The 25,808-nt window shown below is 47.6% G+C and carries 15 protein-coding genes and 5 tRNA genes; 5 read left to right on the forward strand and 15 right to left on the reverse strand.

Going from position 1 to position 25,808, the window contains the following annotated elements; all coding sequences use genetic code 11:
* Positions 1-121: 121 nt before the first annotated feature.
* The 14 genes from ACJ28U_RS08280 to ACJ28U_RS08345 all read right to left on the reverse strand — a co-directional run bounded on the left by ACJ28U_RS08280 (position 122) and on the right by ACJ28U_RS08345 (position 24,140).
* On the reverse strand, positions 122-1,003 hold the full coding sequence (locus ACJ28U_RS08280) for a YitT family protein (RefSeq protein WP_407618946.1): 882 nt from the start codon (positions 1,001-1,003) through the stop codon (positions 122-124).
* Positions 1,004-1,111: 108 nt separating this feature from the next.
* Entirely contained in the window at positions 1,112-2,404 is a 1,293-nt protein-coding gene (locus tag ACJ28U_RS08285) for an LPXTG cell wall anchor domain-containing protein (protein WP_407618947.1), read from the reverse strand.
* Between the two features lie 167 nt (positions 2,405-2,571).
* Positions 2,572-4,377 (reverse strand): aspartate--tRNA ligase, encoded by a 1,806-nt coding sequence (gene aspS / locus ACJ28U_RS08290; protein WP_407618948.1) that lies wholly within the window; start codon positions 4,375-4,377, stop codon positions 2,572-2,574.
* 5 nt (positions 4,378-4,382) lie between these two features.
* Positions 4,383-5,693 carry a histidine--tRNA ligase gene (hisS, locus tag ACJ28U_RS08295; protein ID WP_099087454.1) on the reverse strand — a complete coding sequence of 437 codons (1,311 nt, stop codon included), beginning with the start codon at positions 5,691-5,693 and terminating at the stop codon, positions 4,383-4,385.
* Positions 5,694-5,980: 287 nt separating this feature from the next.
* Positions 5,981-6,871: an N-acetylmuramoyl-L-alanine amidase gene (locus ACJ28U_RS08300; protein ID WP_010372996.1), complete on the reverse strand. Its 891-nt coding sequence runs from the start codon at positions 6,869-6,871 to the stop codon at positions 5,981-5,983.
* A 132-nt stretch (positions 6,872-7,003) separates the two neighbouring features.
* Positions 7,004-7,444, reverse strand: a complete 441-nt coding sequence (locus ACJ28U_RS08305; RefSeq protein ID WP_407618949.1) for a nucleoside 2-deoxyribosyltransferase — start codon at positions 7,442-7,444, stop codon at positions 7,004-7,006.
* 71 nt (positions 7,445-7,515) lie between these two features.
* Positions 7,516-7,755, reverse strand: coding sequence for a hypothetical protein (locus ACJ28U_RS08310; protein WP_043709035.1), 240 nt, complete (start codon positions 7,753-7,755; stop codon positions 7,516-7,518).
* Between the two features lie 86 nt (positions 7,756-7,841).
* Positions 7,842-9,008: a hydroxymethylglutaryl-CoA synthase gene (locus ACJ28U_RS08315; RefSeq protein WP_099087457.1), complete on the reverse strand. Its 1,167-nt coding sequence runs from the start codon at positions 9,006-9,008 to the stop codon at positions 7,842-7,844.
* A 3-nt stretch (positions 9,009-9,011) separates the two neighbouring features.
* Positions 9,012-10,214: a bifunctional phosphopantothenoylcysteine decarboxylase/phosphopantothenate--cysteine ligase CoaBC gene (gene coaBC / locus ACJ28U_RS08320; RefSeq protein ID WP_407618950.1), complete on the reverse strand. Its 1,203-nt coding sequence runs from the start codon at positions 10,212-10,214 to the stop codon at positions 9,012-9,014.
* 126 nt (positions 10,215-10,340) lie between these two features.
* Positions 10,341-18,908 (reverse strand): lectin-like domain-containing protein, encoded by an 8,568-nt coding sequence (locus tag ACJ28U_RS08325; protein ID WP_407618951.1) that lies wholly within the window; start codon positions 18,906-18,908, stop codon positions 10,341-10,343.
* Between the two features lie 273 nt (positions 18,909-19,181).
* Positions 19,182-20,165: a WxL protein peptidoglycan domain-containing protein gene (locus ACJ28U_RS08330; protein ID WP_407618952.1), complete on the reverse strand. Its 984-nt coding sequence runs from the start codon at positions 20,163-20,165 to the stop codon at positions 19,182-19,184.
* Positions 20,166-20,167: 2 nt separating this feature from the next.
* Positions 20,168-20,851, reverse strand: coding sequence for a WxL domain-containing protein (locus tag ACJ28U_RS08335; RefSeq protein ID WP_099087462.1), 684 nt, complete (start codon positions 20,849-20,851; stop codon positions 20,168-20,170).
* 13 nt (positions 20,852-20,864) lie between these two features.
* Entirely contained in the window at positions 20,865-22,436 is a 1,572-nt protein-coding gene (locus ACJ28U_RS08340; protein ID WP_407618953.1) for a hypothetical protein, read from the reverse strand.
* 213 nt (positions 22,437-22,649) lie between these two features.
* Complete coding sequence (locus ACJ28U_RS08345; protein WP_407618954.1) at positions 22,650-24,140, reverse strand: helix-turn-helix domain-containing protein; 1,491 nt, start codon at positions 24,138-24,140, stop codon at positions 22,650-22,652.
* 181 nt (positions 24,141-24,321) lie between these two features.
* On the opposite strand from ACJ28U_RS08345, the gene ACJ28U_RS08350 reads away from it, so the two are divergent.
* From ACJ28U_RS08350 to ACJ28U_RS08370, 5 genes are all read left to right on the forward strand, one after another.
* Positions 24,322-24,393 (forward strand) — tRNA-Glu (locus ACJ28U_RS08350).
* Between the two features lie 33 nt (positions 24,394-24,426).
* Positions 24,427-24,498: transfer RNA gene (locus tag ACJ28U_RS08355), tRNA-Glu, on the forward strand.
* Between the two features lie 33 nt (positions 24,499-24,531).
* Positions 24,532-24,603: transfer RNA gene (locus ACJ28U_RS08360), tRNA-Glu, on the forward strand.
* A gap of 35 nt (positions 24,604-24,638) precedes the next feature.
* A tRNA-Glu gene (locus ACJ28U_RS08365) sits at positions 24,639-24,710 on the forward strand.
* 201 nt (positions 24,711-24,911) lie between these two features.
* Complete coding sequence (locus ACJ28U_RS08370) at positions 24,912-25,526, forward strand: NAD(P)H-binding protein (RefSeq protein ID WP_407618955.1); 615 nt, start codon at positions 24,912-24,914, stop codon at positions 25,524-25,526.
* Positions 25,527-25,645: 119 nt separating this feature from the next.
* Here ACJ28U_RS08370 and ACJ28U_RS08375 read toward each other — a convergent pair.
* Positions 25,646-25,734, reverse strand: a tRNA-Ser gene (locus ACJ28U_RS08375).
* Positions 25,735-25,808 lie beyond the last annotated feature (74 nt).

Here is a 25,808-nt window from a genome sequence, read left to right on the forward strand (position 1 = left end):
TCCCTTCCCGTGTGAAGTTTCCAACTTTTATATATGTCGCACACTTTTGTTCTTTAATAGTTTACCAGAATAGGCGCTGTTGTCAACGCTTTGTCGATAATTAGATTTTTTAACCAACTGTTTACAATTTTGGCTCATAAAAACGGCCAAACGTGCGGTCGATGCGCCACAATGATGCCCAAGCTTGTGGGTCGACATCATAAATTGCATCACGTAGGTCATATTGTTCATACATCGAAATAACCGTAAACAACACTTCCTTATGATGGTGGTTATAGCCACCTTCGGCATGGTGCACAATGGTGATGCCGCGACGAATATCTCGTTGAATCGCTTCAATCACCAAATCAGGTTTTTCCGTTACAATCATAACCTGCATTTTTTGTTGACGTGTGTAGACCAAATCGATAACGCGCGCGTTAACCACTAGGCCGATCCCGGTATACAGTGCATATTGTGGACCAAATAAGAAACCTGACGCCAACAGAATAAAGAAGTTAAAGGTCAAATTGACCGCGCCCATCTTCATGCCAGTTTTGCGACGAACCAAAATCCCGATGATATCCAGACCACCCGTTGATAAGCCATTACGCAAAGCTAAACCAGTTCCAACCCCATTAACGGCCCCACCAAAGATCGCCATTACAAGTGGGTCATGCGTCCACAATTGTTCTGGCTGACTCACCAAGCGCATCGCGACGGCCGCCAAAACCAGCGCAACGGCCGTAAACATCGCAAAACGCTTACCAATTTTACGATAAGCCGTAATCATCAGTGGCACATTAATCAGCAACAACAACACGCCGACAGGCACCTTCCAGCCGACGAATCGTTCTAAGAGGGTATTTAATAACTGGGCTAAACCAGTAAATCCGGATGAATAAATATGACCGGGCGTCCAGAAAAAATTAAGGGCTACGGCTGACGCAACGGCATATACCATTGCACTACCAATCCGACTTGAATACTGATGACGATTAAAATACTGTTCTATCTGGTCCATTTTCTCGCTTCTTTCGATTTGTACTTTATGATTTTATCACTTAATTGCAAATCTGCGCCGGATAAACAAAAAACTTATGAACCAATTGGTCCATAAGTTCCGTCTACTTTACCGTATTTTCTTAAACAAAACCATTCCTGATAGCGAAATCAACATGCCTAACCCAACGACTGTCAAAATCGACTGACGCTTCATACCGGTCTCAGGTAAGGTTGCTGGCTGACTCGACAACGCATCGGTCACAGTTGCTGTTGGCGTTCCATCAGCCAGGCTCTGATTCGTTTCATCAGCAACGGGAATACCGTCACCAGACTGATCCGTTTCTGACTTGTCATCAGTTTGTGCTACCGGTTGTTCCGGCCCAACAGTTGTCTCATTATCCGTCGTTGGTCCAGCCTTAGCATCGTCCACATCTGAACCGGTTACCGGTGGCTGTTGTGTTGCATCGGTCTCTTGATCATCAGCTTGATTAGGCAATGATGCAGCTGGCTGCGTATCAGGTTGACTGCCATCCGTCTGACCATTAACTGTGATGTCACCTGTGTCTGCGCTTGAAGGTGCGCTAATGTCGCCCGTATCTGTTCCTGACGGCGCGCTGATATCTCCTGTGTCTGTACCCGACGGTGTGCTAATGTCACCTGTATCTGTTCCCGACGGTGCGCTAATGTCACCTGTATCCGTCCCTGATGGTGCGCTGATATCTCCTGTGTCGACGCCAGATGGTGCGCTGATATTTCCTGTATCCGTCCCTGACGGCGGTGCGATTAGCCCCACATCAGGAATTTGAATAGCATCCGCTGGCAAAACTTCCGGCGTTGCGATTGGAGCAGCCGGTAAGACATGTGGCGGTTCTGGTTCACTTGGCGCCGGCGTATCAGTGTGCTGAATACCAACCCACAAACTCGAGTTAGAATACCAAGATTCCGTTTGATTTGCATTTGTACCGTTAACAAACAGCACTGCAAATTGCATGTTATACGCAGAATTTGCGCCCTGACCAAAACGCACATACAACATCGTGGTTGATGCCGTCGTTAGATCACGTGACGACTTAAATAACACATAGCCATCATACTGTTCATGATTTGGCCCAGTAATTGTACCGGGATGCCAATCAGACTCACCTGCTACCCGACCATTAAGCGCAAAGTTAGATTTCGAAACAACTTCTGCTCGCAACGCGGCGTCTCCCATATCCAACTTACCAACGTCTTCATTAGTAAACAAAGGCGTATTCCAGCTTACGTCAACCTCTTGTTTACCATTCACCCACAGTGGTTGTGTATGCGTCTCTGTTTGACTTGTTGTAAATAATTGATCAGCGGATGCGGTGATGCTACCTGTCAGTAACAGACCTAGCGTAACCCCCGCTAAAGCGATTAAATGTCGCCATTTAAACATAATAAACACCCCAAATTTTTCTCTGTTTCGTGAGGCTAACCTCCTCACCACTTATTAAAGTATAGTTTCATTTTGTGAATAAAATATGAAAGTCTGATTTTTTTGTATCCCATTTTTGAAACAAAAAAACACCCAGAACGAAAAGTTCCGAGCGTTTTGTGTCGTCATTATTCTTCAGACATGTTAGGCGCTTCAATATCTGCGTAAACAGGTGCCGTCAAACCAAGATCATCGACGATTTGGGCTTGTGCAACCGGCGTTGGCGCCTCAGTCATTGGCTCAGTGGCCTTTGAGTTCTTAGGGAATGCGATGACTTCACGAATGTTGTCACGACCAGCCAATAACATGGCAAGACGGTCAAGCCCCAAGGCAATACCACCCATTGGTGGGAAGCCATACTCCATTCCTTCAAGCAAGAAGCCAAAGGCATCGTGGGCCGCTTCCTTGGTAAAGCCAAGGGCTGACAACATCTTTTCTTGAATGTCCATACGGTGAATACGAATTGAACCAGACCCCAATTCGTAACCATTCAAAACTAGATCGTATGATTGTGCGTGTGCTTGGTGCGCACCATCTGTCGTCTCCAACAACGGCAAATCTTCTTCATTTGGCATTGTGAATGGGTGGTGAGCTGCAATCCAGCGATCTTCTTCAGCTTGGTGCTCAAACAATGGCCAGTTAACAACCCAGGCAAAGGCCCACTTGGTGTCATCGATCAAGCCCATTTCCTTAGCAGTCATGCGACGCAAAGCATCCAATGTTGCTGAAACAACGTTTGCTGAATCTGCAGCGAACAAAATCAAATCGCCCGCTTTCGCTTCAGTTTGTGCTAACAACGCATCGCCCTTGGCCGTCAAGAACTTTGCGATCGGTCCCGTAATGCCTTCGTCAGTAATCTTCAACCAAGCCAATCCCTTCGCACCGAAACGTTCGATGTATTGGGCCATCTTGTCGATATCCTTACGTGAGTAGTTGTCGGCCCCACCAGGCACGACGATCGCCTTAACTTGACCGCCGTTCTTGACCGCGTTTGCAAAGACACCAAATTCTGAGTCAGCCATCAACTCTGACAAATCTTGCAATTCCATCCCGAAACGCATATCAGGCTTGTCAGTTCCGAAACGAGCCATGGCATCAGCATAGTCCAATACTGGGATTTCGGTCGTGTTCAACTCGACATCAACCGTCTTCTTCATGATCGCAGCAACCCACTCGTTAACCAAAGCCATGATTTCGTCTTGCGTCATAAATGACGTTTCAACGTCAAGTTGGGTAAATTCTGGTTGACGGTCACCACGCAAGTCCTCATCACGGAAGGCACGAGCAACTTGGTAGTAACGGTCGAAGCCTGCACCCATCAACAATTGCTTAAACAATTGTGGTGATTGTGGCAAAGCATAGAATGAACCAGGATAAACACGTGAAGGTACCAAATAATCACGCGCACCTTCTGGCGTTGACTTAGCCAAGTAAGGCGTTTCAATATCGATGAAACCATTGGCATCCAGGAATTCGTGCGTGGCCGCCGTAATCTTTGAGCGGATACGCAAGTTCTTTTGCATCTCAGGACGACGCAAATCCAAGTAACGATACTTCAAACGCAATTCGTCAGAAACATTGATGTCATCTTCAATGTAGAAAGGCGTTGTCTTCGCTTCAGACAAAATAGTTGCCTTAGCCACTTGAACTTCAATTTTACCTGACTTCAAGTGATCATTAACGGCACCTTCTGCACGTGAACGAACTACTCCTTCAATTTCAATCACAAACTCTGAACGCATCTTTTCGGCAACCGCCAATGCGTCAGCGTTAATTTCTTCTGAAAATGCCAATTGTACGATTCCTTCGCGGTCACGCAAATCAACGAAAATCAAACCACCCAAATCACGGCGCTTCTGCACCCATCCTTGTAACGTGACAGTTTGATCAAGGTAAGCTTCATCAATCAAGCCTGCATAGTTTGTACGCTTCATATCTCTTAATCCTCTTCTGTAACTTCTTCGTCTTCAATAAATTCTGGCAACCCGGTGTATAATTCGGCCAACTTCACCGTAATTTCCTTACCAGTCGTCATGTTCTTCAAGTTAGCTGATTGTTCAGCCAACTCGCGCTCACCAATCGTAATCATAAAGCGGGCACCAAGTCGATCAGCTGACTTGAATTGGCCCTTTAACTTACGCTCTTGGTAGTCACGCTCAGCACTGTAGCCAAATGAACGAACCGCTTGTACCATTTGCATGGCAACCACATCAGTCCCGTCACCCGTGTTGGCAACGTACACATCAAGCGGTGCTTGTTCGGGCAACGTTGCCCCTTCCGATTCAAGCAGTAACATCAAACGTTCCAAACCGATTCCGAAGCCGACCCCTGGCATCTCTGGTCCGCCGAATTCTTCGACCAAACCGTTATAGCGACCACCACCGGTAATCGTTGTCCAGCCATGACCCAAAGCTTCTGATTGTGTCATCACTTCGAAAATCGTGTGGTTGTAATAATCCAAGCCACGAACCACGTTGGCATCCACTTCATAGTCAATACCCATTGCCTCAAGGTATGTTTGCACCTTATCCCAGTGGGCTTGCGCTGATTCTGTCAAATAATCCAAAATCGATGGTGCATCCGCAACAATCGCTTGATCTTTGGCATCCTTAGAATCCAGGACACGCAATGGGTTCTTCTCCAAACGCGTTTGTGAATCAGCTGAAAGCTCATCAAAATGAGGCGTTAAGAAATTAATCAACGCTTGGCGATAGTTCTCACGAGACTCCTTATCACCCAATGAGTTAATCTTAACCTTCAAGTTCGTCACACCCAACGTTTGGAAGAAATCAACAGCCATTGCAATCACTTCAGCATCTAGTGCTGGTGAGTCTGATCCCAATGCTTCTACCCCAATTTGGTGGAATTGACGCATGCGACCTGCTTGTGGACGTTCATAACGGAACATTGGTCCGATATAAAACATCTTGTATGGCTTTTGATGCTCAGGTCCAAATAACTTATTTTCAACAAATGCACGCACAACACCCGCAGTCCCTTCTGGACGCAAAGCAACGTGACGGTCACCCTTGTCGTGGAAATCATACATTTCCTTTGTTACCACGTCAGATGTATCGCCAGCTGAACGTGCAAAGACATCAAAACTTTCAAAAATTGGTGTCCGTACTTCTGAATATTGGTAGTCACCAAACAACACACGCGCTGTTTCTTCAACGTAGTGCCACTTAAGTGATTCACCAGGCAACAAATCTGCTGTTCCCTTTGGCTTTTGGAATGATTGCTTAGCCATATCGTAATTCCTCTCAATTAATTCGATGGTGCAAAAACGGAAAAGGCGCCCTTGACGACACAATTGTATCGTCAAGGGCGCCTTTTAAGCGCGGTACCACCTTGAATTTGGTCTCATGCCGTAACGTGGCAACACGCGCATTGCTGCGACCTAAAAAGTGTCCCCTTATCCTAACAATGACAGGCTCTCACCACACCCTGCTCGCTAAACATGTCCAAAATAAGTTTGCTTTCTCATCGGTTCTATCTATGACAAACATTATCTTATAGAAAGTAGTCAACGTCAAGTTACTGGGCATTTTTCGCCCGTTGATCAAGATAATTTTCCAAACCGATTGGAATTGCCTTGGCAATTTTTTCCTGTGTTTTCACGGACTTAATCTGTTTGAAGTCCGTGTCTGAGTTAATGTACCCATTTTCAAGCAATACCGCGGGTACTGTATTATCTCGAATAACCAAGAAGTCACCAAAGTCGACCCCTTTATTAGTGAGTGGCATTGTCGGTGCCATGGCCTTATTTAAGGCTGTCGCCAGTTGCTTAGAGCCATTTGTTTTATGGTAATAATAAGCTGTGTACCCGCTCGCTTCGTTCGCTTCTGGGGATGAATCAAAGTGGAATGAAATAAATAAATCGGCATGATTCTTTTCCGCCACTTGTGGAATTTTTGACAGATACACAATTTTATCCGAATCACGCGTCATAATCACCCGCGCCCCCGATTGACGTAACGTCTTTGCCACCCGCCGTGCCAATTGGAGCGTATAGGTCTTCTCAAATTTGCCAGTATTTGATATTGCACCGGAATCCGACCCACCATGACCAGGATCCAAAACAATTGTCGATTCTGATAACGGCGTAATCTTATCTAAAGGCTCATTACGCTCCAATAGCCAACCAGCTACCCAACCGGTCGACTCATCTTCACGGCGCACCTCATACCAACCATCATCCTTGGCTAAAATTTGTAAATGTTCACCTTGCTTCAACACCGATATCGGCGTACCAGCAACTCCTTTCTTTTCTCGAATCGTAATATTCGGGATTTGTACTGTAATTTGTTGTTTGTATAGCATTACTGTGGTAACTGCGACTGCGACACCAAGCATCCCCACAGTAATGGCTAGTGGAATCCAAAATTTCACGAGCCACGCCAATAACAACCGGCCAATTTTTCGCATGAACAATACCCTCTCAAGTTCTGTTTCGTATCTGTTTAGTTTAGCACAGCGGTAATCAGTGCAATCCAGTGCAAGAAAAAACAGCACCCACTTTGCTGTGAGTGCCGTTAATCACTGGTAAGCTTAACCAAATTAGAAAGTCTTACCTTCCCATTCGTTCGCTGGTAAGGCATCGAAGTCGTACGTTGCAACATCTGCAACGTCTGTAATAACAGCGTGAGCAGGAACTGACATCATCAAGTTGATGCCTCCCTCCTTCTCTTTCACCAAAATCACAGGCTTCTTGGCCGCTTCTGAGTAACCAATCTCCCAGGCAGTCCCTGGATCAACGTGTTCACCCTCGTAGTCGATTACCGCAATGACAACTTCGGCTGGATCAAGATGATCCTTGTCGCCCTTGTAAATTGCTTTTGCCCATTCCTTTGAACCAAATTCAAATTCATCGTGTTGTTCAGTTCGTGGACTGAAGAATTCAGAAACCGTTGGATTGGCTGCAAGTGCTTTTTCCATCCGCTCAATACGATCAATTTGGTCATCATCAAAAAATGGACCGGCTAAGTAAACGCGCTTCATAATTTTCCCTCTTAACTAATTACAGATTTTTTTGTGTTACCCAATTAGTTTAACCGACAAATACCGAACAATCAACCTTTCATCGATGGTAAATCTTGCTTATTCATGAACGGTTGCAAAGCCGTCTTGGCGACCCGTTGTTGCGTATGAAGTAATGCGGCATTTTCACGAGTCAACTCCGGAATAAACAAGACTTCCATTTCATAATCGGTTGCGTCACAGCGAATCACTTTGCCAATAAACGGACAATTAATCGCTGCTGAAGCATCACAATGGGCTATATCACCAATCTGTAGTTCATGTCGCTGCATAGGCACTCCCCCTGACTAGTCGTTTGCGATTAGTGTACCCAGTGCGTTTGATGAACCCTCGCACAATTATTGATTTTTTCGCGTTATTAGTGTGCTAAATACACGCGTTGTTGATCCTTCAAGCCAGCCAATACAAACTTGGCTGGATCCTTGGTGATATCAAATTCACGATCAGTTGCACCGTGTAAACCGGCCATGAAGTTTTCCTCATAATCTGGAATCGTCATGTACTCACGTGAATCAAACAAGTGATCCATTTGACCAGTCACTAGACCATCGCGGAAGTTAGGTTGCAATTCAACTGAATAAAACTCACCTTCTGCACCTGAACCATAAGAAAAGATTCCCAAACGATCACCAGCCGTTAAGGTCGTTGAATTTTCTAACAGTGAATACAAGCTTAAGTAAACCGAACCCGTATATAAATTTCCAATGCGTTTGTTGTAAACTCGGCTGGCTTCAAACTCCGTCAACAACAATTCTTGTTTCGCTTCGTCTGCTTCAGGCAAGATATCACGCAAAGCCTTCAACCCCATCTTAGTAAATGGCAAGTGGAATGCAAATGCCTTGAAGTCATCAATAGCTAAACCAGTCTTGTCCTTATAACGAGCCCACAAATCACGGAAGAATTCACGATAAACTTCGGCTGAATATTTACCATCAACCAACGCTTCTTCGGCATAAACCGGGCGCCAGAAATCCATCACATCACGCGACATAAATTGGTTGTCCCGATTAATCGTTAAAATGCGCGGATTCTCCGTCACCAACATGGCAACCGCACCAGCCCCTTGTGTAACTTCACCCGGGGTATGGAGACCATAACGGGCAATATCTGACGCCATGACCAGTACCTTAGCGCCAGGATGCAAGGCAACGTAATCCCGTGCTTGCATCAAACCGTAAGTACCGGCATAGCAAGCTTGCTTCATTTCAATTGTACGGGCGTATGGGCTTAACCCCAACAACCGCTGTGCATAAACCGCGGCCGACTTTGAGTTGTCAATGCCTGATTCAGTCGCAAAAATAATGGTGTCAATTTCTTCACGTTCAGCAGGTGTCAAAATTTGATCTGCTGCATTAACGGCCATCGTCACAACGTCTTGCGTTGGTGGCACAACCGCTTGCTGCGTCTGACCAATTCCAATCAAGTATTTACCAGGTTCCTCATTACGAGCGTTTGCCAACTCAGTCATATCAATATATTGATGTGGTGAGAAGAAGCTCATCTTATCAATTCCAATTTGTGCCATTTTTTAATCCTTTACTGCTTCTGTCACACGTCGCATAATTTCACGAGCCACTGCAATTTTCGTTTGCAAAGGCAAGGTCTCTGGTTTTGCATCTCGTGTCAAAATCGTCACTTGATTCGTATCATAACCAAAACCAACTTCGGCCTTTGAGACATCATTTGCAATTAGCATATCCGCGTTCTTTTTTGTTAGCTTTTGTTGTGCATAATTAATTAAATCCTGCGTCTCAGCGGCAAAACCAACCAGGTACTGATGGGTTTTATTCGCACCCAGGGTCGCTAGAATGTCCGGATTTTCAACCAACTCCAAAGTTAACCCCGGATTGGCCGCATCTTTTTTCATCTTTTGATCAGCTGGCGTTGCCACGCGATAGTCTGAAACAGCTGCCGCCATAATCACAGCATCTGCCGTCTCAAACCGTTCGGTCATCGCTGCCAACAATTCACGGGCAGACTGAATATGAACCGTTTGTACACCTGCTGGAGCTGGCAAATCGGATGACGTCACAAGTGTCACGTTAGCCCCTTGCTCTGCTGCGGCTTGTGCAATCGCATACCCCATCTTCCCTGACGACCGGTTCGTAATAAAGCGAACCGGATCAATTGGTTCAACGGTCCCACCGGCTGAGACAATGATCTGCTTGCCCGTGAGTTGACCCGTTCGTTGGCGCAACGCTAATTCTGCCAAGGCTAATATCTCATCCGGTTCTGGCAAACGCCCCTTACCAGCATAACCTTCAGCTAGAAGACCTTCAGCTGGTTCGAGTACAATCACCCCGTCGTCACGCAACGTCGCTAAATTACGTTGGGTTGCCGGATTTTCATACATATTGACGTTCATCGCCGGCGCCACAATAACTGGGGTATGCCGAGCTAATAGAACTGACGTTGCGGCATCGTCACCAATGCCAGCCGCCATTTTCGCTAAAATATTAGCCGTCGCCGGGACCACAAAAATATAATCGGCCCAATCTGCCAAACTCACATGCGCAATGACGCTGTCGTTGTGTGCCTCGAACAAATCTGTCACAACCGGCTGCTGCGTCAACGCTTCAAACGTCTTTGGCGTCACAAATTCAGTTGCAGCCTGTGTCATCACCACACGAACAACCGCCCCCGCCTTCATCAACAAGCGGGCAAAAATCGCTGACTTATAGGCCGCGACACCACCGCTGACAACTAACACAATCTTTTTATCGGTAAACATGCCGTGCTGCTCCTTCTAGCGTTTTACTTAAAAATAACCACATTAAGTTTACCATGAATAGAAATCTTACGGATTACATAAGTAGAAAACGAGGACTATCGTCTCCGACAGTCCTCGTTTCACTTCTCAATTATTTTCCTCCGTCTCACGCTTACGGCGCGCTGCGAACAACATAAACAGATTACTTGCGAACAGGAATACCCCGATCGCTGTTAAATAACTCATTGTGTTTTGACCAGTGTCCGGTAGCACCCGGTTAGCCGTACCGGCTGCCAACGTCCGACCGGTAGCCGTATATGGCAGCACGCCGGCCCCTGTATATGGTAAGTAACCACTCGGGATAGCTGTGTAGCCTGCCTGGACCGCTGTAGGTAACGTGGTCATCGTCGGTTGATACGTCGCCCCCAACGTTGCCAGTTCAGCATTTTGTTGTGCTTGGCGCGACTGTGGTCCACTCACAATCCCATTATTTTGGCCGATAGCATCGGCTAATGCCTTAGTCGCTGCAACAACGTCAGCCGTCGTTGCTTCGCCACGAGATGCTTTAGCCTGCACATCCGCTAAGTGATTCCAAGCATCTTTAATCGCGTCGGACATGTCCGCCGGCACACTATTCTTTAAGGCCGTCGCATCCTGGTTAGCCGTGTCACGGGCTGCCTGAGCGTTGTTAAACGCGGTCTGCAAATCTTGCATGGCGTTCAAAATGTCCTGAGTTAATGCTTTGGGGTCATCCTGATCTGCCGCAGCCATAACTGCCTGCAGTCGTTGCATCATTTCTTGCACCGCCGGTTCATTACGTACCGGACTATTTTGCACTTGTGTCAGCAAATCAGTTGCTTGACTTTGGGCCTGTTGACGAGCTGGCTTTGCCTTATCCAAAGCCGTTTGTAATGCTTGCATGGCGCTCTTAATGTCACCTTCAGCCGCATTACCGGCCAATAAGACTCGCAATTGCTTACTTGCATCAGCTACGGCACCTTCATGCGACACCGGCTTGGTTTGTCCTAATAAAGTGTCCGCAGCCGTCCGTACATCATCAACGGCTTGCATCGCCACCTTTAAGGCATCCGTTGCTGCCTTAATATCAGCCGTTAACGCATCCTGATTATCAGTGGCCGCTAATTGCTGCAAATTAGCAAGTTTTGTCACCGCAGCTTGGACGGCCGGATCATTCTGACCAGTCTTTGTTGCCGCCTGACGCATCGCATCCGCCGCTTGATTAGCTGTGTCGCGGTCAGCTTTGGCAGCTTGCGTTGCCGTCTTTACAGCGTTAACCGCCTTCTCCAAATCAGCCGTTGACGTCGCTGGATCGGCCAATGCCTGCTGTAAGTGCTTGATTGCAGCTGCCACTGCTGATTCATATGAAACTGGTTTAGCCTGCGCTATCGCGTCGTTGGCTGCATCACGGGCACTGTTCACCGCATCTAACGCTTGCTGCAATGCTTGCGTCGCGGCCGCAATATCCTGCGTCAACGCATCTGGCGAATCCGCCGCCGCTGCTGCTTGAATTTTTTGTAACTCAGTCAATGCGGCGACCACCGCTGGATCACCACTACCCGCTGATTGTTGTACCTGATCGGCCAGCTTGTCGGCTGCTTGATTAGCCGCATCACGATCAGTATTCGCGTCAGCGACCGCTTGGTTAAGTGCCTTTGTGGCATCCTCAATAGCCGTCTTCGTTGCTGTCGGATCTGCCAACAAGCTTTGCAGCTTATCTGCGGCATCCTTGACCGCCGTTTCGTTTGAAACTGGCGCTGTTTTACTCATCGCATCCTCTGCTGCCGTTTTCGCATCTGTTAAGGCGGCATCCGCATCAGCAAATGTGGCCCGCAAGCTATCCATCGCAGCGCGCTTTTCAGCAGCGGTTGCATCTGGATCGGCCAACGTCGTCTGCATCGTCGTAAGCGCTGATTCAACCGCCGCATTATCACTGTATGGCGCTGACGCTTCAGTCAACGCTTTTCCGCCAGCCTCGAACAGATCATCAGTCGTGGTTTTAATATCGGCGTATGGTGTATCCGGATTGTTCAACGCGGCATCCAAGGCCGTGACTGCGTCAGTCAAAGCATTCTGCGTGTCCTCTGACACAGCTTTACTAGCTGCAATCTCTGGATGAACGGTCGTTCCATCCGTTGTGGTCGCCTGCTGTGCTTCAGCAGCGTCAGCCCGGGCGTCAGCTTGGTATTGGGCAACATCCGTCATTGCCTGACGTAACGCATCGGTTGCCGCGACAATATCTGCGGTCAAACTAGCGCTAGAATCGGCCGCCGCACGTTCACGAATCGCATTTAAATTCGCAATCGCATTCTCAATTTGTGGTTCGTTCTGCAAAGAACTATTCTCGGCGTCCGCAATCGCTGTCGCCGCGTCGTCATCTGCTGTATTTCGCGTGCCAGTATCTGTCTGAACTGCACTTTGTAGCGCTGTGACAGCGGCCGTAATCTCAGCGGCCGTTGCCTTTGGATCTTGCAGAACGTTTTGTAACGCATTAATTTTCGACGCAACCGCTGTTTCATTTGAAACTGGGGCCGTCTCCGATAATGCTGTAGCAGCTGCGGCTCGTGCGGTTTCTTGGGCCGCGTCTTCATCCGCGACCGCTTGTTGCAAGGCGGCTGTCGCGGTCGCAATATCAGCGGTTAAGGCATCTGGCGAATCACTCGCCGCCGTAGCCATCACATCCTTCAACTTTTGAATGGCATTTTGAACCGCTGGCGCTGCTGACTGGTCGCCATTCGTAGCTGTTGTAATTGCCTTGTTCGCCTCGTTGTTTGTCGTCGTCCGGTCAGTCTTTGCTGCCGTTACCGTTGCCGCTAACTCGGTCATCGCATTCTTTAAATCTTGTTCCGTCGAAGTTAGATCATCAATTAATGTCTGCAAATTGGTACGAGCCGTCGCAACATCTGCCTCATTAGTCACTGGACCGGTTTGTTGCAAAGCTGTTGTTGCCAGATCAGCCGCTTCCGCTCGTGACTTAGCTGCATCAACCTGAGCCTGCTTGACCGCACTAATAGCTGCTTCAATGTCCGCGGTCAACGCATCCGGTGAATCGCTGGCGGCCGTAGCCATCACTTGTTGCAGATTCTGAATAGCTGTCACCACACGCTCATCACCGCTTTGATCAGAGTTTTGCGCGCTTGTGACGGCATCTGATCCCGCCGTCATGGCATCATCACGAACCGCACGTGTCGCCGTCGCCGTATCACGGTACTGATCAATCGCCGTCTGTAAGTCAGCAGCCGTGGCGAGTGGATTATCAATCACTTGTTGCAAGGCAACCTTGGCATCTGCCGTGGCTTGCTCATATGTCACTGGCTGTGTCTCACTGTCATCTGCCAAAATTGCGGTCGCTTCGGAACGTTTCGTTTCTTGTGCTTGCTCCGCCGCCGTTACCGCAGCCTTCAAATCTGAAATACGATCCAAAATATCCTGCGTCAAGGCATCTGGCGAATCACTCGCTGCCGTTTTCACGGCGTCCTGCAACGCTTGAACAGCGTCACGCACAGCAGCATCATTAGCCGCCGTTGAATTTTGCGCACTCGCGATTTCACTCGCTGCCGCCGTATTTGCCGCTGTACGGACCTTCGTATCATCCGATACTGCTTGCGACAGCGCCTTGGTAGCCGCTTGAATATCGGCCGTTGTCGAACTATCATCCGCTAACAAGTTTTGCAGTTTTGTAATCGCATCCTGTGTGGCAGATTCATTCGAAACCGGTTTCGTCTGTGCAAGGGCATTGTCCGCTGCCAAACGTGCTTCCTGTTGGTCACCCGCAGCATCCGTCACGGCATCTTGCAAAGCCGTAATCGCATCCAAAATGTCTTGTGTCAGCGCACCAGCATCATCTGTTGCCGCTTGATTTTGCAAGGCGGTTAAGTTAGCGATTGCAGCTTGTACACCCGGTTCATTTGCTTGCGCCGTTCCAGCCGCCGTTAATTTCGCACTATTAGCCTTGGTGTTTGCGGCTTCACGATCACTATTGGCCGCGTCGACCGCGTTTTCTAACGCATTAGTGGCATCTTCAATTTCCTTAACCGTCGCACCAGTATCAGCCAGCACCTTGTCGAGTGCTGTCTGTGCCGCTTTCACACCACTTTCATTTGAAACTGGCGCCGTGTCAACCGCTGCAGCTGCATCGCGAGCCGTCTGTTGATCTGCCTTGGCTTGTGCAATCGCATCCGTTAACGCTTTCGTAGCGTCGGCAATTTCGGCCGTTGTGCCCGCGTCATTCGCGGCATTTGCTTGGGCTTGTTGTAACGCATTTTGCGCCGCAATCACCGCCGGTTCGTCAGCTTGATCAGAATTTGACGCCGTCGTCAACGCCTTATCAGCTGCCTCATTCGTGGTATCGCGTTTTGTTTTTTCGTCATTAACCGCATCCACCAAAGCCTGTTGGGCAGCATTAATTTCAGCCACCGTTGCAGTTGGATCACCAACTACCTTGGCCAACTCGCTTTTGGCATCAATCACACTTTGCTCTGACGAAACTGGTGCCGTATCAACTGCATTCGCGGCATCACGGGCTTCTTGTTGTGCCTGTGCGGCATCTTGGACCGCTTGCTTAACCGCCTCTGTCGCCGCAATAATATCAGCTGTCAGCGCATTAGGATCATCATTCGCTGCTTGCGTGAGCAAATCTTGCAAATTCGAAATAGCTGCCGTAACGCCAGGTTCTTCAGCCTGATTTGTTGCTTGCGCATCTGTAATCGCTGTCTGAGCAGCATCGTTCGCATCATCACGCTCACTTTCAGCAGCTGCAACAGCCGCCGTAATTGCCTGGCCAGCTGCGACAATGTCAGCCGTCGAGACGTCACCACCATCTGCTGCCTCCGCAACCAAATCCGCCAATTTTTGAGTTGCTGCGACAACTTCGGGTTCATTCGTGACAGGATTAGTGGCAATCGCTTGCGCATCTGCAATTGCTTGGTCTTGCGTACTTTTGGCAGCCGCCAGCGCATTTTCTAGCGCCGTTTGTGCGGCCGTAATTTCAGCTGACGTTGCCCCGTCCGCAGCGGCTTGATCACGAACATCTTGCAAATCTTGCATGGCTTGTTGCACAGCCTGTTCATCGGCATAACCAGAATTCGTGGCAGCTGTTAATGCATCGGCGGCAGCCTCATCCACGACTTGTCGATCGTCTCGAACATCATCAATCGCATTTTTAAAGTCATTAATAGCATTGGTAATATCGGCCGCGGTTGCCGTCGGATCATCAAGCACCGCTTGTAAGGTCGCCTTGGCAGACGCGGTGTCATCTTCCAAACTCACCGGTGTGGTATTGTCTGCTGTCATCGCATCAGTTGCTTGTTCCACCGCTGCCGCACGATCGCGCTGGGCCTGACTAATCGCGTCGGCTAGCTTGCTCATCGCATCCGCAATATCCTGCGTCAACGCAACATGCCCTAAATCAGTATTAGTCGCTTCATTGGTTGCATCTGATACAACCTGCTGCAACGCCGCAATCGCGTCTTTAACCCCTTGATCATTGGCGTTATCGCCGGATTCTGCAGCTGTAACGGCATCGTTCGCGGCTGTCACTTGTGTATCACGCGCCTCTTTGGCTGGATCAACAACATCCGTCAAAGCCGTTGTTTTTGCTTCGATTTCAGCGGCCGTGGCATTTTCATTATCCAAAATCTCTTTCAGTGACTTGGCAGCCGCTAATACATTTGCTTCATTAGACACAGGTGTCATCGCAGCCAAGGCGGCAGCGGCAGCAGCTCTAGCTGTTTCCTGGGCCTTCTCAGCCGTTGTCACCGCCGTATTCAACTCGGCCACGGCATCTAAAATTGCCTGCGTCGTACCCGTATTCCCGTCGGCAGCTGCAATCGCTTGCGCCAACTTATCTTGCGCATCAATGACCGCCTGATCTTGCGCCGCAGCTGAAGTAGCCGCGGCATTATTTGCCGTGGCAGCCGTATCCTTAGCGGCGTCTCGATCAGTCACGGCATCTGCAACCGCCTGTTTCAGCGCATCACGTGCTGTGGCAATCTCGGTTGCTGTGGCGTCCGGGTTATTCAACACTGCATCCAAGTTACTTTGGGCCGTCTTGACGTCTGGTTCCTGACTCACCGGATTAGTTACAATCGCTTGGGCAGACGCCACCGCAACTGCTTTGTCTAAGGCCGTCGTGGCATCAACAATTGCCTGTGTTGTACCGGTGTTTGACGCGGCATTCGCTTGGGCAGTTTGCACAGCCGCAATTGCTTGGGCAACCGCATCATCCGTGGCCACATCCTGAGTCGTCGCATTTGTAATTGCCGTCGCAGCGTTGCTATTGGCTGTATCACGTGCGGTTTTTGCATCGGCCAGCGCTTGATTTAACGCATCTTGGGCAGCTTGCACATCAGCCGTTGTTTTCGTTGCATCACGTGACGTTGACGCAAGTGTTGCCGCAGCTGATGCCACAGCCGATTCCTGGTCATACGGTGACGTTTCAGTCACCACTACCGTCACCTGCTTAGTCGTTTGTAGCCCTGACGCATCCGTTGCTGTGATTGTGACCGTATAAGTCCCTGGCTCATCCTTAACAACTGAGTCATAATTCGACGTCACCGTAACGTCACCAGCCATTTGATTATCACTGGTTTGCGCATTCACACCAGCCAAGAAATCAGCCGCCGTGACACCCGCACCGGTTGTGACATTAAAGGTGTCTTTACCAGTTGTGATGGTTGGCGCCTGGGTATCGGTGTACGAAACCGTAAATATCTGGGGCGACCCATCAGTATCCGTTGCATTTGTTGTATCATAATTTGGATTTGCCTTTAAGGCCGCATCCAATGTGTCGTAAACTTGACCGTTTGGCCCAGTCACCTTATAGGTGTAACCAGTTTTCGCCAATGAACTATCAGTTGCACTAAACGCAATCGCTGAGTTCGAACCACCCGTCTTCGTTTCAACCGTCGATTTGGCACCGTTGACCACTTGATCAATTTGCGCAGTCTGCGTCAATGGCGCAAATGCAATCGTAGACTTTTGATTCGTCCCCGTATCCGTATCAAAAGTTCCATAAATTGTTGCCGAGCGTTGATCGGTTGCCATGCTTAGCGACACACCACTGGCCAACGTTGTCGCGGCCGTGTCGATTTTATATCCTGCTGGCGCGTACAACGCCGTATTAGCTATTGTGCCGTCAGATGTTCCTGTCAAAGTTGTTGGTGAACCACTCTGTGGCGTTGCCCCAGTATACGCAAACTCGGCCGTCTGTGGTTGCGCCGTATAGACAACCTTGAAGGCTTGTTGTTGGCTATCCGTCGTCGCCGTGCTGGCATTATCTGTTGCGTCATACTTACCATTGGTCCCTGCTGCTAAGGCTGCCGCCATTGTGTCGTACGTTTGCCCATCTGGCGCCGTAACCTTGTACGTGTATCCCGCCTTGGTCAAGCTACTGTCTGAAATACTAATTGTGCCACCAGTCGTGCCCTTATACGTCGTCGTCCCATTCCCACTCGCACTGTTGCCGACCAATCCGGACGTCGTCACCGTCGCTTCTTGTAAGGCCGGTGCGTACACCAAATTCAAACTTGGCGTTGTCCCTGACCCGACCTTAACCGTAATATCATTTGCTGAACTGATGTTATACCCTGTAATCTTCGGTGCATCATAGCTATATGTATCACTTGAAGCTTTAGGGGAAGCATTGTTGATTCCCACCGATTGACCGTCACCAACCGCTAAAGTTGTCCCTGTCTTAAGGACGTTACCAGCCGTATCTTTATACGTCACTGGCACTGTCATTGAGGCCTTTGTACCGGAAACTTGGGCAATCGATGACGTCATTTCAGTTGATTTATCACCTGCTGAACCGATCAAAGCAAATGACAAATAGGGCATCGTGGTCGTATTGATTGTCATTGTTTTCGTGACCTTACCACCCAAAGTAAATGTCAACGTTTTATTGCTAGCTGTGTATTTAATCGTCCAGGCTGCACCATCCCCACTACCGATTCCGCTGGGCGCATTAGATGCAGGCACACTTGACACACCACTACCTGAGGTCAAACTCGAATCACTAGTTGCTTGTGTTAAATTACCGGATGAGTCCGTCGTACGGATACCCACCATTGGGTACGTCCCACTGGCGTCTTTATAAGTCGTCCCATTGTTATACATGTCAATTCCAAATGAAATGGCGTTCTTAATGCCTGTAATACCAAGACCACCACCACCTGTTCCGCTACCCAATGAATCTGGCAAAATAGATGACAACAAAATACCATTATAGTCAGCTGCGCCAGAGCCATAATTGGCCATATAAAAGGCACCACTAGCCGTAAAATCTTTCGAGGTATCCAACGCCGTGTTATAAACAACCAGCCCGGTTTGATTTTGACCGTTCGACAGTCCATACCACGTTGTCTTTCCAGATGAATTATTCGACTGGTAGTAAGCACTTCCTTTAACTAGATAATCCGCTGTTTTATCACCGGAAGACGTTGTTGTTCGGCTTGGCACTTCTTGGGCATTATCAATCGTTACGCCGGAAACCGTTGCGGCCTCAGCGGGGGCGATTGCCATTTGCAAAACAGATTGCACCAAATCATCGACGCGTTCAGTCACTGTTTCAGTTTGTGGCGCCGCGGCAATGCCACCAAGCATCGCCAAGGTCGCCGCCCCACGAATCAACCATTTCTTGCCACCGCCATCTTCAGCCATCTTTCGCAGACGTGCATCTGCCACAATATTTTCTTTCATAATTTTATCCCCATCACATTAGTTCTTGCGCTATACCGCCAGTATAAAAAACGTTTGTGTGCTTACCCGGACAAAGGAACGACAGATATGGTAGCTTTCGCCGAATGAATTGTGACAATTGTTACAAAAATTAGAAATCTTTCGCAAACATTCTATTTGGGAATTGTGACTTTTGTTGTTAAAATATAAGTGTTCAGATATGGACATCAGGCAGTGCGAATAAAGGTTAAAAACCCACGAACTTTTTCCAGTTCGTGGGTTTTTAATCATTTCTTATTGCTTCTTTGTTTGCTTTTGACGTCGCATTAACAACCATAGTAACCAACCAATTAATGTAAGCAGGCCACCAATAATGATCAACGCAAGCTTTAACCAAACTGGCCAATGATTCACGGCATCTTTCTGGCTCGTGATCGCCGTCATCGCGTTCACCTGAACTCGGTTCGTGAACGTCCATCGACCTTTGTCTGTTGTCACCTGTGTTTCGACACGATAACGCCCGGGCTGCAATTGTCCCACCGACGTGCGATGGTCATAATGACTACTAGGCGCAAATTGCAAGTTGCGTTGGGTCTCACTCGTCACTAACTGTTTGCCACGATAAACGCGGGTCTGAATCATCATTCCTTGGTGAAAAATTGGCGATTGATTACGTAGTCGTAGGACTAAAGCTGTTTGACCATCACGTCGTTTCAGTGTCATCCCGTCCGCACGCATATGGGCCGCAACATGTTTTTCATTATTTCGGACCAGCAACGCAACCGTGTATGAGTATTCTTGCTTGATTTGCATCCCCGATGGATTTCTTTGCTGATTATTCCCTAACTCATAAAACGTCAATCCGCCCGCCCGCACACCTGGAAAAGTCGTTCCCGGCATCTTGATGGCAATCGAAACAACCTGCGAACTCTTTGGCGGTAATGTAACCGCATCCGCTACTTGAACCATCCGTGTCCATTTTTTGTTCCGACTCGTCTCATAATCCACAACGCCGTTTGCATTTGTGGTGGCCGCGGCTGTGCGAACCCCGACTTTCACTTGCCGATCAGTTGGATTCGTTAGCTGTACCTGAACATGTGTCTTTTGACGAGGCGCTAAAATCAAATCAAAATAGCCGGCCGTCGCGTGTCGTTGATTCTCAGACGTTTCGATTTGGACACCAAACGACAATTCATTCGCTGACATTTTTTCACTTGCACTAAATACAACACCGACAATCAGTGCAATGACGATCCGTAACCATTTTAATTTGTGCATCTCTATTCTCCTGTCGGTGCTGCTAACAACTTATATACAATCGTACTGTTGTAATTCCCTGATAATTTCTTCATTTGACCAGGCACGTGTAATGACACCTCGCCCAATGAAATCGCGGTCGTCCCATAACCATCACCTGGTTTTGCATATGCCAAACGCATAAACGCCTGATTCAAATCCATTTTTTCTTTAGCTGTCAAAACCGTTGTGTCGGTTACCGCACTTTTACTGGTCACCCGGTCAATTTGCAGTTTGGCGCCTTTCAATTCAGCTCCCTTTTCGTGGACAAAAGGTGTCTTTTGGCGAACCTGCAAGTCCCAGCCATCTAATTGGCCACGTTGATCAGTTACCTGAACGTGATTTGCTACCGCTCGCCCAGCAAAAACATCTTGCTTGGCCGTATATGTTCGGTCGACTAAGCTCATTTTTTGCGTATCAAATTGCCAGCGTGACGCATAATCCAATGTCAGTGGCATTGGGGTTGCCCGTAAATTTGCCGGGGCGTGTGGATCTGTTTCGCGCGGTGATTCCGGATCAACGTGGCCAATGGCCACCGGTGTTTCTGTCCCTGCAAAGCCTACCAACGCTTGTGTTTCGACCTCAATGTTTTCTGCTGCAAAACCAACGCCCGCAGTTGTCAATCCCGTACAAACAGCCAAAATTCCTAAACTAAGTTGTTTTTTCATCTTTTTGCTCCTTTTAATTTGTTGGTCCCGCGACCAAATTTAATGACACCTGTGCTTGATACGATCCCACTCGTACTAAGTCATAGGCCTCAAATTGTAGTGTTGCCCCTAAATCTCGCATACCAGTGCCACTGCCTACCAACACGTTTTGATAATCCCCTGTCAAAACAACCTCGTTAAATCGCAATGCGTTTGGTAATTGATGCGCCGTGCTGATATGTGTCAGTGGCTGCTTTAAACGTGCTTGCACAACCCAAGATTTCAAGTTACTCCCCAGTAGCGTGATAATTCCTGAGCGTGGTTGTGCAGCGATTGCTAAAGCTTCACCGTATATTTTTTGATGGTTATCCCCAAAATTTGCAGCTTGAACCAACATTTTGACTGGTTCATGCGCCGGTTTCGGCAAACTTGCCGTTAATGCTAAGTCCGATACTTGTGCCAGCCAATCGCTAGCCGGTCGCCCAATTTGTGCGTCAGTCATCCCTTTACCGCGACCTTTAATGCGAAATTGCGAGACGTCGGTGTGCTGAAATTCCCCAATTTCAATGCCACGACCTCGTAAATTAATTTGTTGCAAATCAATCATCGCTAACCCCCGTCGGAAAATTGGTTGTCCTGCGCGATTAGTCAATTGCACCGTTGCCGGCCGTACAACTTTCAATAAGGTTGGTTTTGGAAAGGCAATCAGCGACGGTCCCTGACCGCTTACGTAAAAATTACTATCTGGCATAACCTGAACACCACCCCGACCGGTGCCATCAACTGCCTTTTCAAGCACCGGAATTTGCCCAGTACTTGTTAAGCGAAGTGTCCCTTGATCCGTTACCCGCCACATCGCCTCATCACCAGCACTCCAATAGATGCCTGGCCCAATTGTATTCACTTCAACATGACCGCCCTGGATGGTTATTCGTTTAAAATTACTCGCAATTGGCGCACAAATTCGATCCGTCGTCGTTCGATTCATGACTGAAATGTCCAAAATGGCCTCTGGTTCAACTAAGACTTCACCCTGTTGACTAGCCGTCCGGAATACATGGGCGTTCAATTGACCAAACGCTTCAACGAACGCTCCTTTTGCCAACACAATGCGGTTGGCCGTAAACATATCACCACCCATTCCGTGTAACGCTAACTGTCCCTGAATTAAAATGCTATTCGCCTCGAACATTGTGCCATTCTGGCCCGGCGTAATCGACACATTACTGTCCGCTGATGTGACAATTTGATCAGCACGCACAAGCGGTTGATCACCAGGGCCTGTCAACCAAAAATCATGACTCAGCGTCACGGTTGCTGTGCTATGCAACGTCTTACGTTGCTGCGTCTGGCCAATTGGGGTCAATGATAATTCATGTCCATCTCCAACAATAGTGACCGACTGACGACGCGTGACAAGTACCGTCGATGTATCATTAAGCACATCACCATCAAGCCGAATGACTTGATTCGGTCTATCTTGATTCCATGCCGTTTCAAATTCCCGCATGGTTTCAACACCACCTTCATCTGCTGCCACGGACTGTACGATTGACAGCACACTCCATATTGTTATCACCACCTTATATAGCCAATTTAAAGTCATTTTCACGTCCCCCTTGTTTGCATTTGGTTTCGTTGACATGCTTAACTTTATCGGATGTTAATTGTCCGCTCCACGTCATATTTTTCAAAAACGTTTAAAAAAATCTCGCTTACAAACGGTAGCCTTAGTGGTTACTGAAAGTACGCACAAAAATAAAATGCCAACTCAATGACAGTTGGTATAAACCCTGTCATCAAGTTGGCATTACGCAGGCTAATCTGTTGCCGTCATCCGGCGGACAGTTAAATCGGTTGCTTTCTCAATAAACTTGTTAAATTCGTTTTCATCTGGATAATGCGACCAAATGAACGGTGTCGCATTTTTCAAACCGGCGATTTCAATATCTGAGATATAAAAATCGGCCTGTAACATAGCTTCATGACTAACCACAATGTTTACCAATGGGGTCTGTTCCAGCCGGCTGACAATTAAGGCTTCCAAATTAGGTAGATTATTCATATCAACAATCACCTTAATTTTCGGCAACAATTTCGTAGTCGCTACCGTTTGAATCATAGCCGTTAAATACTCTTCAAACAAAACATTCAATAAAGCTTGTTCGGTAACGCTGAGCACCACGGATAGCTTAGCGATGACCGTTAGAATGATTTGGGTCTGAAGTGGAAATCGTTGTTTCGCCCGGACGACATCCGGCATCGGTCGAAATCCCAAATGACTAAAATACAATAAACGTACATGCGTCGGCGATAGCAACGCCATCATTTGGCTTAACGTCTCAAACTCAAGCGGCTGGTGCATTACCGTTTCAAATTCCGCTTGCATGATGGTCGTGAAGGGCTGTAATTTTCGTATTGCCGTCTCAGTCAACAAAGTCTCTGGAATTGGCCCTAAAAAACCAGCCACATACATTGAGGCAATCGCATACTCCGCTTCTCGTGCTAAGACCGCATCGGGTAAATCAACAAAATGACGCATCATCATAACCAATCCCGCGTGAATCTGCTGATGCTGTTCATCCCAGTTGGTAAGCGGGACAAAGAGCAGTGGCATTTCTGTTGCCATAATGGCGTGGTGATTAACTAGTCGTGAGTACCAAATGGCAAATTGCATTCGAATGGCTTGTTTCGTCGTTTCACGTTCCGGCAATTGGTATAGCGCTAAAATTTCAGTGACTGCTGCTTCCGCTCTAATCCGCATCTCCGTCGGAAACGGAATCTCTTGATCAACATACGCTTCCCGCATGAGACCAAAGAAGAACACACGAATAGTCGTTTCGTCACCAATCAACGCATTGTGGCGCGTTAGCGTAATGCCCACCCGTGCCAAAACCAGTGCAATTTGTTTCTTGGTTGCCCTGGCAATCGGCACGGTTGTATGATGAGTTTCAGCAAACACTTCATATGAAACAAATGTTTCAGCAAAAATTTCACCTAACAACGCCCAAATTAACGATTGCTGCCGATACTCATGCGTTAATCGTTTAATGTCCAGCAACACACGATGATCAACTATGATGCCACGACGCGACGCATCTAATGCAAAAGCAGGTGGTTGATCCGGCCATAACATTTGCAAATCTTGTTGTAACCCCGCCAAAGCCTGGCCAAACCGATACCTTGTCCACCCCAATTCAGCTAAAAGATGTCGGATTGTCATAAAATCTGCCACCTGATTTGTTAAAAATTGACACAGCCGTAATTTATCTTGATCTTGCTTCTCTAATACCCAACTTGCAGTCATCATACCCCTGTCCCCCGTCTATCTATCAGTGTACGGAAAGGGGCATGCCCTCGCAAGGGGAGAGACTTATTGTTCGAAAATGAATTAATTTCGACTTTTTTTGAAATTGGGTGTTGCACGTTATTTTGTCATCTGGTATATTATTATCTGTTGTTAAAAGCAGTACGCGTTTAACGAATTTCATGGCTCATTGGTCAAGCGGTTAAGACTCCGGTTTTTCACACCGGCATCCAGGGTTCGACTCCCTGATGAGCTATTGCTTCTATCATTAAGCAATCAACAATTTCATGGCTCATTGGTCAAGCGGTTAAGACTCCGGTTTTTCACACCGGCATCCAGGGTTCGACTCCCTGATGAGCTATTGCTTTCATCGTTAAGCATTCAACAATTTCATGGCTCATTGGTCAAGCGGTTAAGACTCCGGTTTTTCACACCGGCATCCAGGGTTCGACTCCCTGATGAGCTATTTGCCTTCATCGATTAGGCATTCAACAATTTCACGGCTCATTGGTCAAGCGGTTAAGACTCCGGTTTTTCACACCGGCATCCAGGGTTCGACTCCCTGATGAGCTATTCTGAAAGGCATCCAGTTTTGGATGCCTTTTTTGTATTCACAACAACCATGAACCAAATAAGTCCATAGCGACAGTACGCAATCAAACAGCGGTTACTTTTTCACAATGTTTTTTGTTAGAATAAAAACGAAGCGGCACCACACGTAAAGTACGTTTTAACACACTAAAAACATGATAGCCAAACAAAATTGGAGGGCATATGAAGATTAAAGTCGTTATTGCCGGCGGAACCGGATTTGTCGGTCAGGGGATTATTCAATTGCTGTCTCCCGAAAAATTTGAAGTACATAGCCTTTCACGACACAAATACAAGTCGCATCCAACCGATAAAACGATTTATCATGTAGTTAATCTATCCAACTCGGCGGAATTGCAACATATCATTGCAGACGCTGACTGGGTGATAGATGCGGTGGGAATCTTACTGCCCAATCCTATCAAAGATATTACTTACAGAAACAGCAGTTATGAACCCGCCAAACAATTAATCGATCAATTGATCAACCAACCAACTACTAATTTTTTATTTATTTCCGCAAATAGCGGCCCTTTTTTTATGAAACCATATCTAAACGCAAAAAGAGCGGTGGAAAGACTAATGAATCATTCATTGCCGGGACGTGCGTACATTGTCTATCCGGGTATTATTTATGATAAAACGCGATTAAGTTCCTTTATTCCCGGCATACTTTTGTCGCATGCGGCAAAACTACCTTACTTTAAAAAATTACGTCCGATCAGCAGAAAGACATTTTCACTAGAAATTCAACGAATACTAAACGGTCAGCACAGTCATTTAGAAGAAAAAATATGATTCTGACAGCGGCACTATTAATCACCGCTATTGTCGCAATGAGAAAATTAAAAAACTGGTCGGAAGAACTTCGGTTCAATACCGAAATCTTTCCGACCAGTTAGCCATTTAAATAAAAAAGGAGACAACGGGATTTGAACCCGTGCACCGGCTCTACACCGGCTCGGCGGATTTCGAGTCCGCTGCATTACCACTCTGCCATGTCTCCATAACAATGATATATTATAGCGTTGATTCATGATTGTTTCAAGTCATATTGATAAAGTCCCCTCCCCAGCAACT

Origin of the sequence: Weissella sp. MSCH1 (genome assembly GCF_045799135.1) — a bacterium.
Lineage (GTDB): Bacteria > Bacillota > Bacilli > Lactobacillales > Lactobacillaceae > Weissella.

Excerpts from the sequence above, each read along its gene's own strand:
- ACJ28U_RS08280 (WP_407618946.1), bottom strand. The coding sequence starts at position 1,003 with ATGGACCAGATAGAACAGTATTTTAATCGTCATCAGTATTCAAGTCGG.
- ACJ28U_RS08285 (WP_407618947.1), bottom strand. The coding sequence starts at position 2,404 with ATGTTTAAATGGCGACATTTAATCGCTTTAGCGGGGGTTACGCTAGGT.
- aspS (WP_407618948.1), bottom strand. The coding sequence starts at position 4,377 with ATGAAGCGTACAAACTATGCAGGCTTGATTGATGAAGCTTACCTTGAT.
- hisS (WP_099087454.1), bottom strand. The coding sequence starts at position 5,693 with ATGGCTAAGCAATCATTCCAAAAGCCAAAGGGAACAGCAGATTTGTTG.
- ACJ28U_RS08300 (WP_010372996.1), bottom strand. The coding sequence starts at position 6,871 with ATGCGAAAAATTGGCCGGTTGTTATTGGCGTGGCTCGTGAAATTTTGG.
- ACJ28U_RS08305 (WP_407618949.1), bottom strand. The coding sequence starts at position 7,444 with ATGAAGCGCGTTTACTTAGCCGGTCCATTTTTTGATGATGACCAAATT.
- ACJ28U_RS08310 (WP_043709035.1), bottom strand. The coding sequence starts at position 7,755 with ATGCAGCGACATGAACTACAGATTGGTGATATAGCCCATTGTGATGCT.
- ACJ28U_RS08315 (WP_099087457.1), bottom strand. The coding sequence starts at position 9,008 with ATGGCACAAATTGGAATTGATAAGATGAGCTTCTTCTCACCACATCAA.
- coaBC (WP_407618950.1), bottom strand. The coding sequence starts at position 10,214 with ATGTTTACCGATAAAAAGATTGTGTTAGTTGTCAGCGGTGGTGTCGCG.
- ACJ28U_RS08325 (WP_407618951.1), bottom strand. The coding sequence starts at position 18,908 with ATGAAAGAAAATATTGTGGCAGATGCACGTCTGCGAAAGATGGCTGAA.
- ACJ28U_RS08330 (WP_407618952.1), bottom strand. The coding sequence starts at position 20,165 with ATGCACAAATTAAAATGGTTACGGATCGTCATTGCACTGATTGTCGGT.
- ACJ28U_RS08335 (WP_099087462.1), bottom strand. The coding sequence starts at position 20,851 with ATGAAAAAACAACTTAGTTTAGGAATTTTGGCTGTTTGTACGGGATTG.
- ACJ28U_RS08340 (WP_407618953.1), bottom strand. The coding sequence starts at position 22,436 with ATGACTTTAAATTGGCTATATAAGGTGGTGATAACAATATGGAGTGTG.
- ACJ28U_RS08345 (WP_407618954.1), bottom strand. The coding sequence starts at position 24,140 with ATGATGACTGCAAGTTGGGTATTAGAGAAGCAAGATCAAGATAAATTA.
- ACJ28U_RS08370 (WP_407618955.1), top strand. The coding sequence starts at position 24,912 with ATGAAGATTAAAGTCGTTATTGCCGGCGGAACCGGATTTGTCGGTCAG.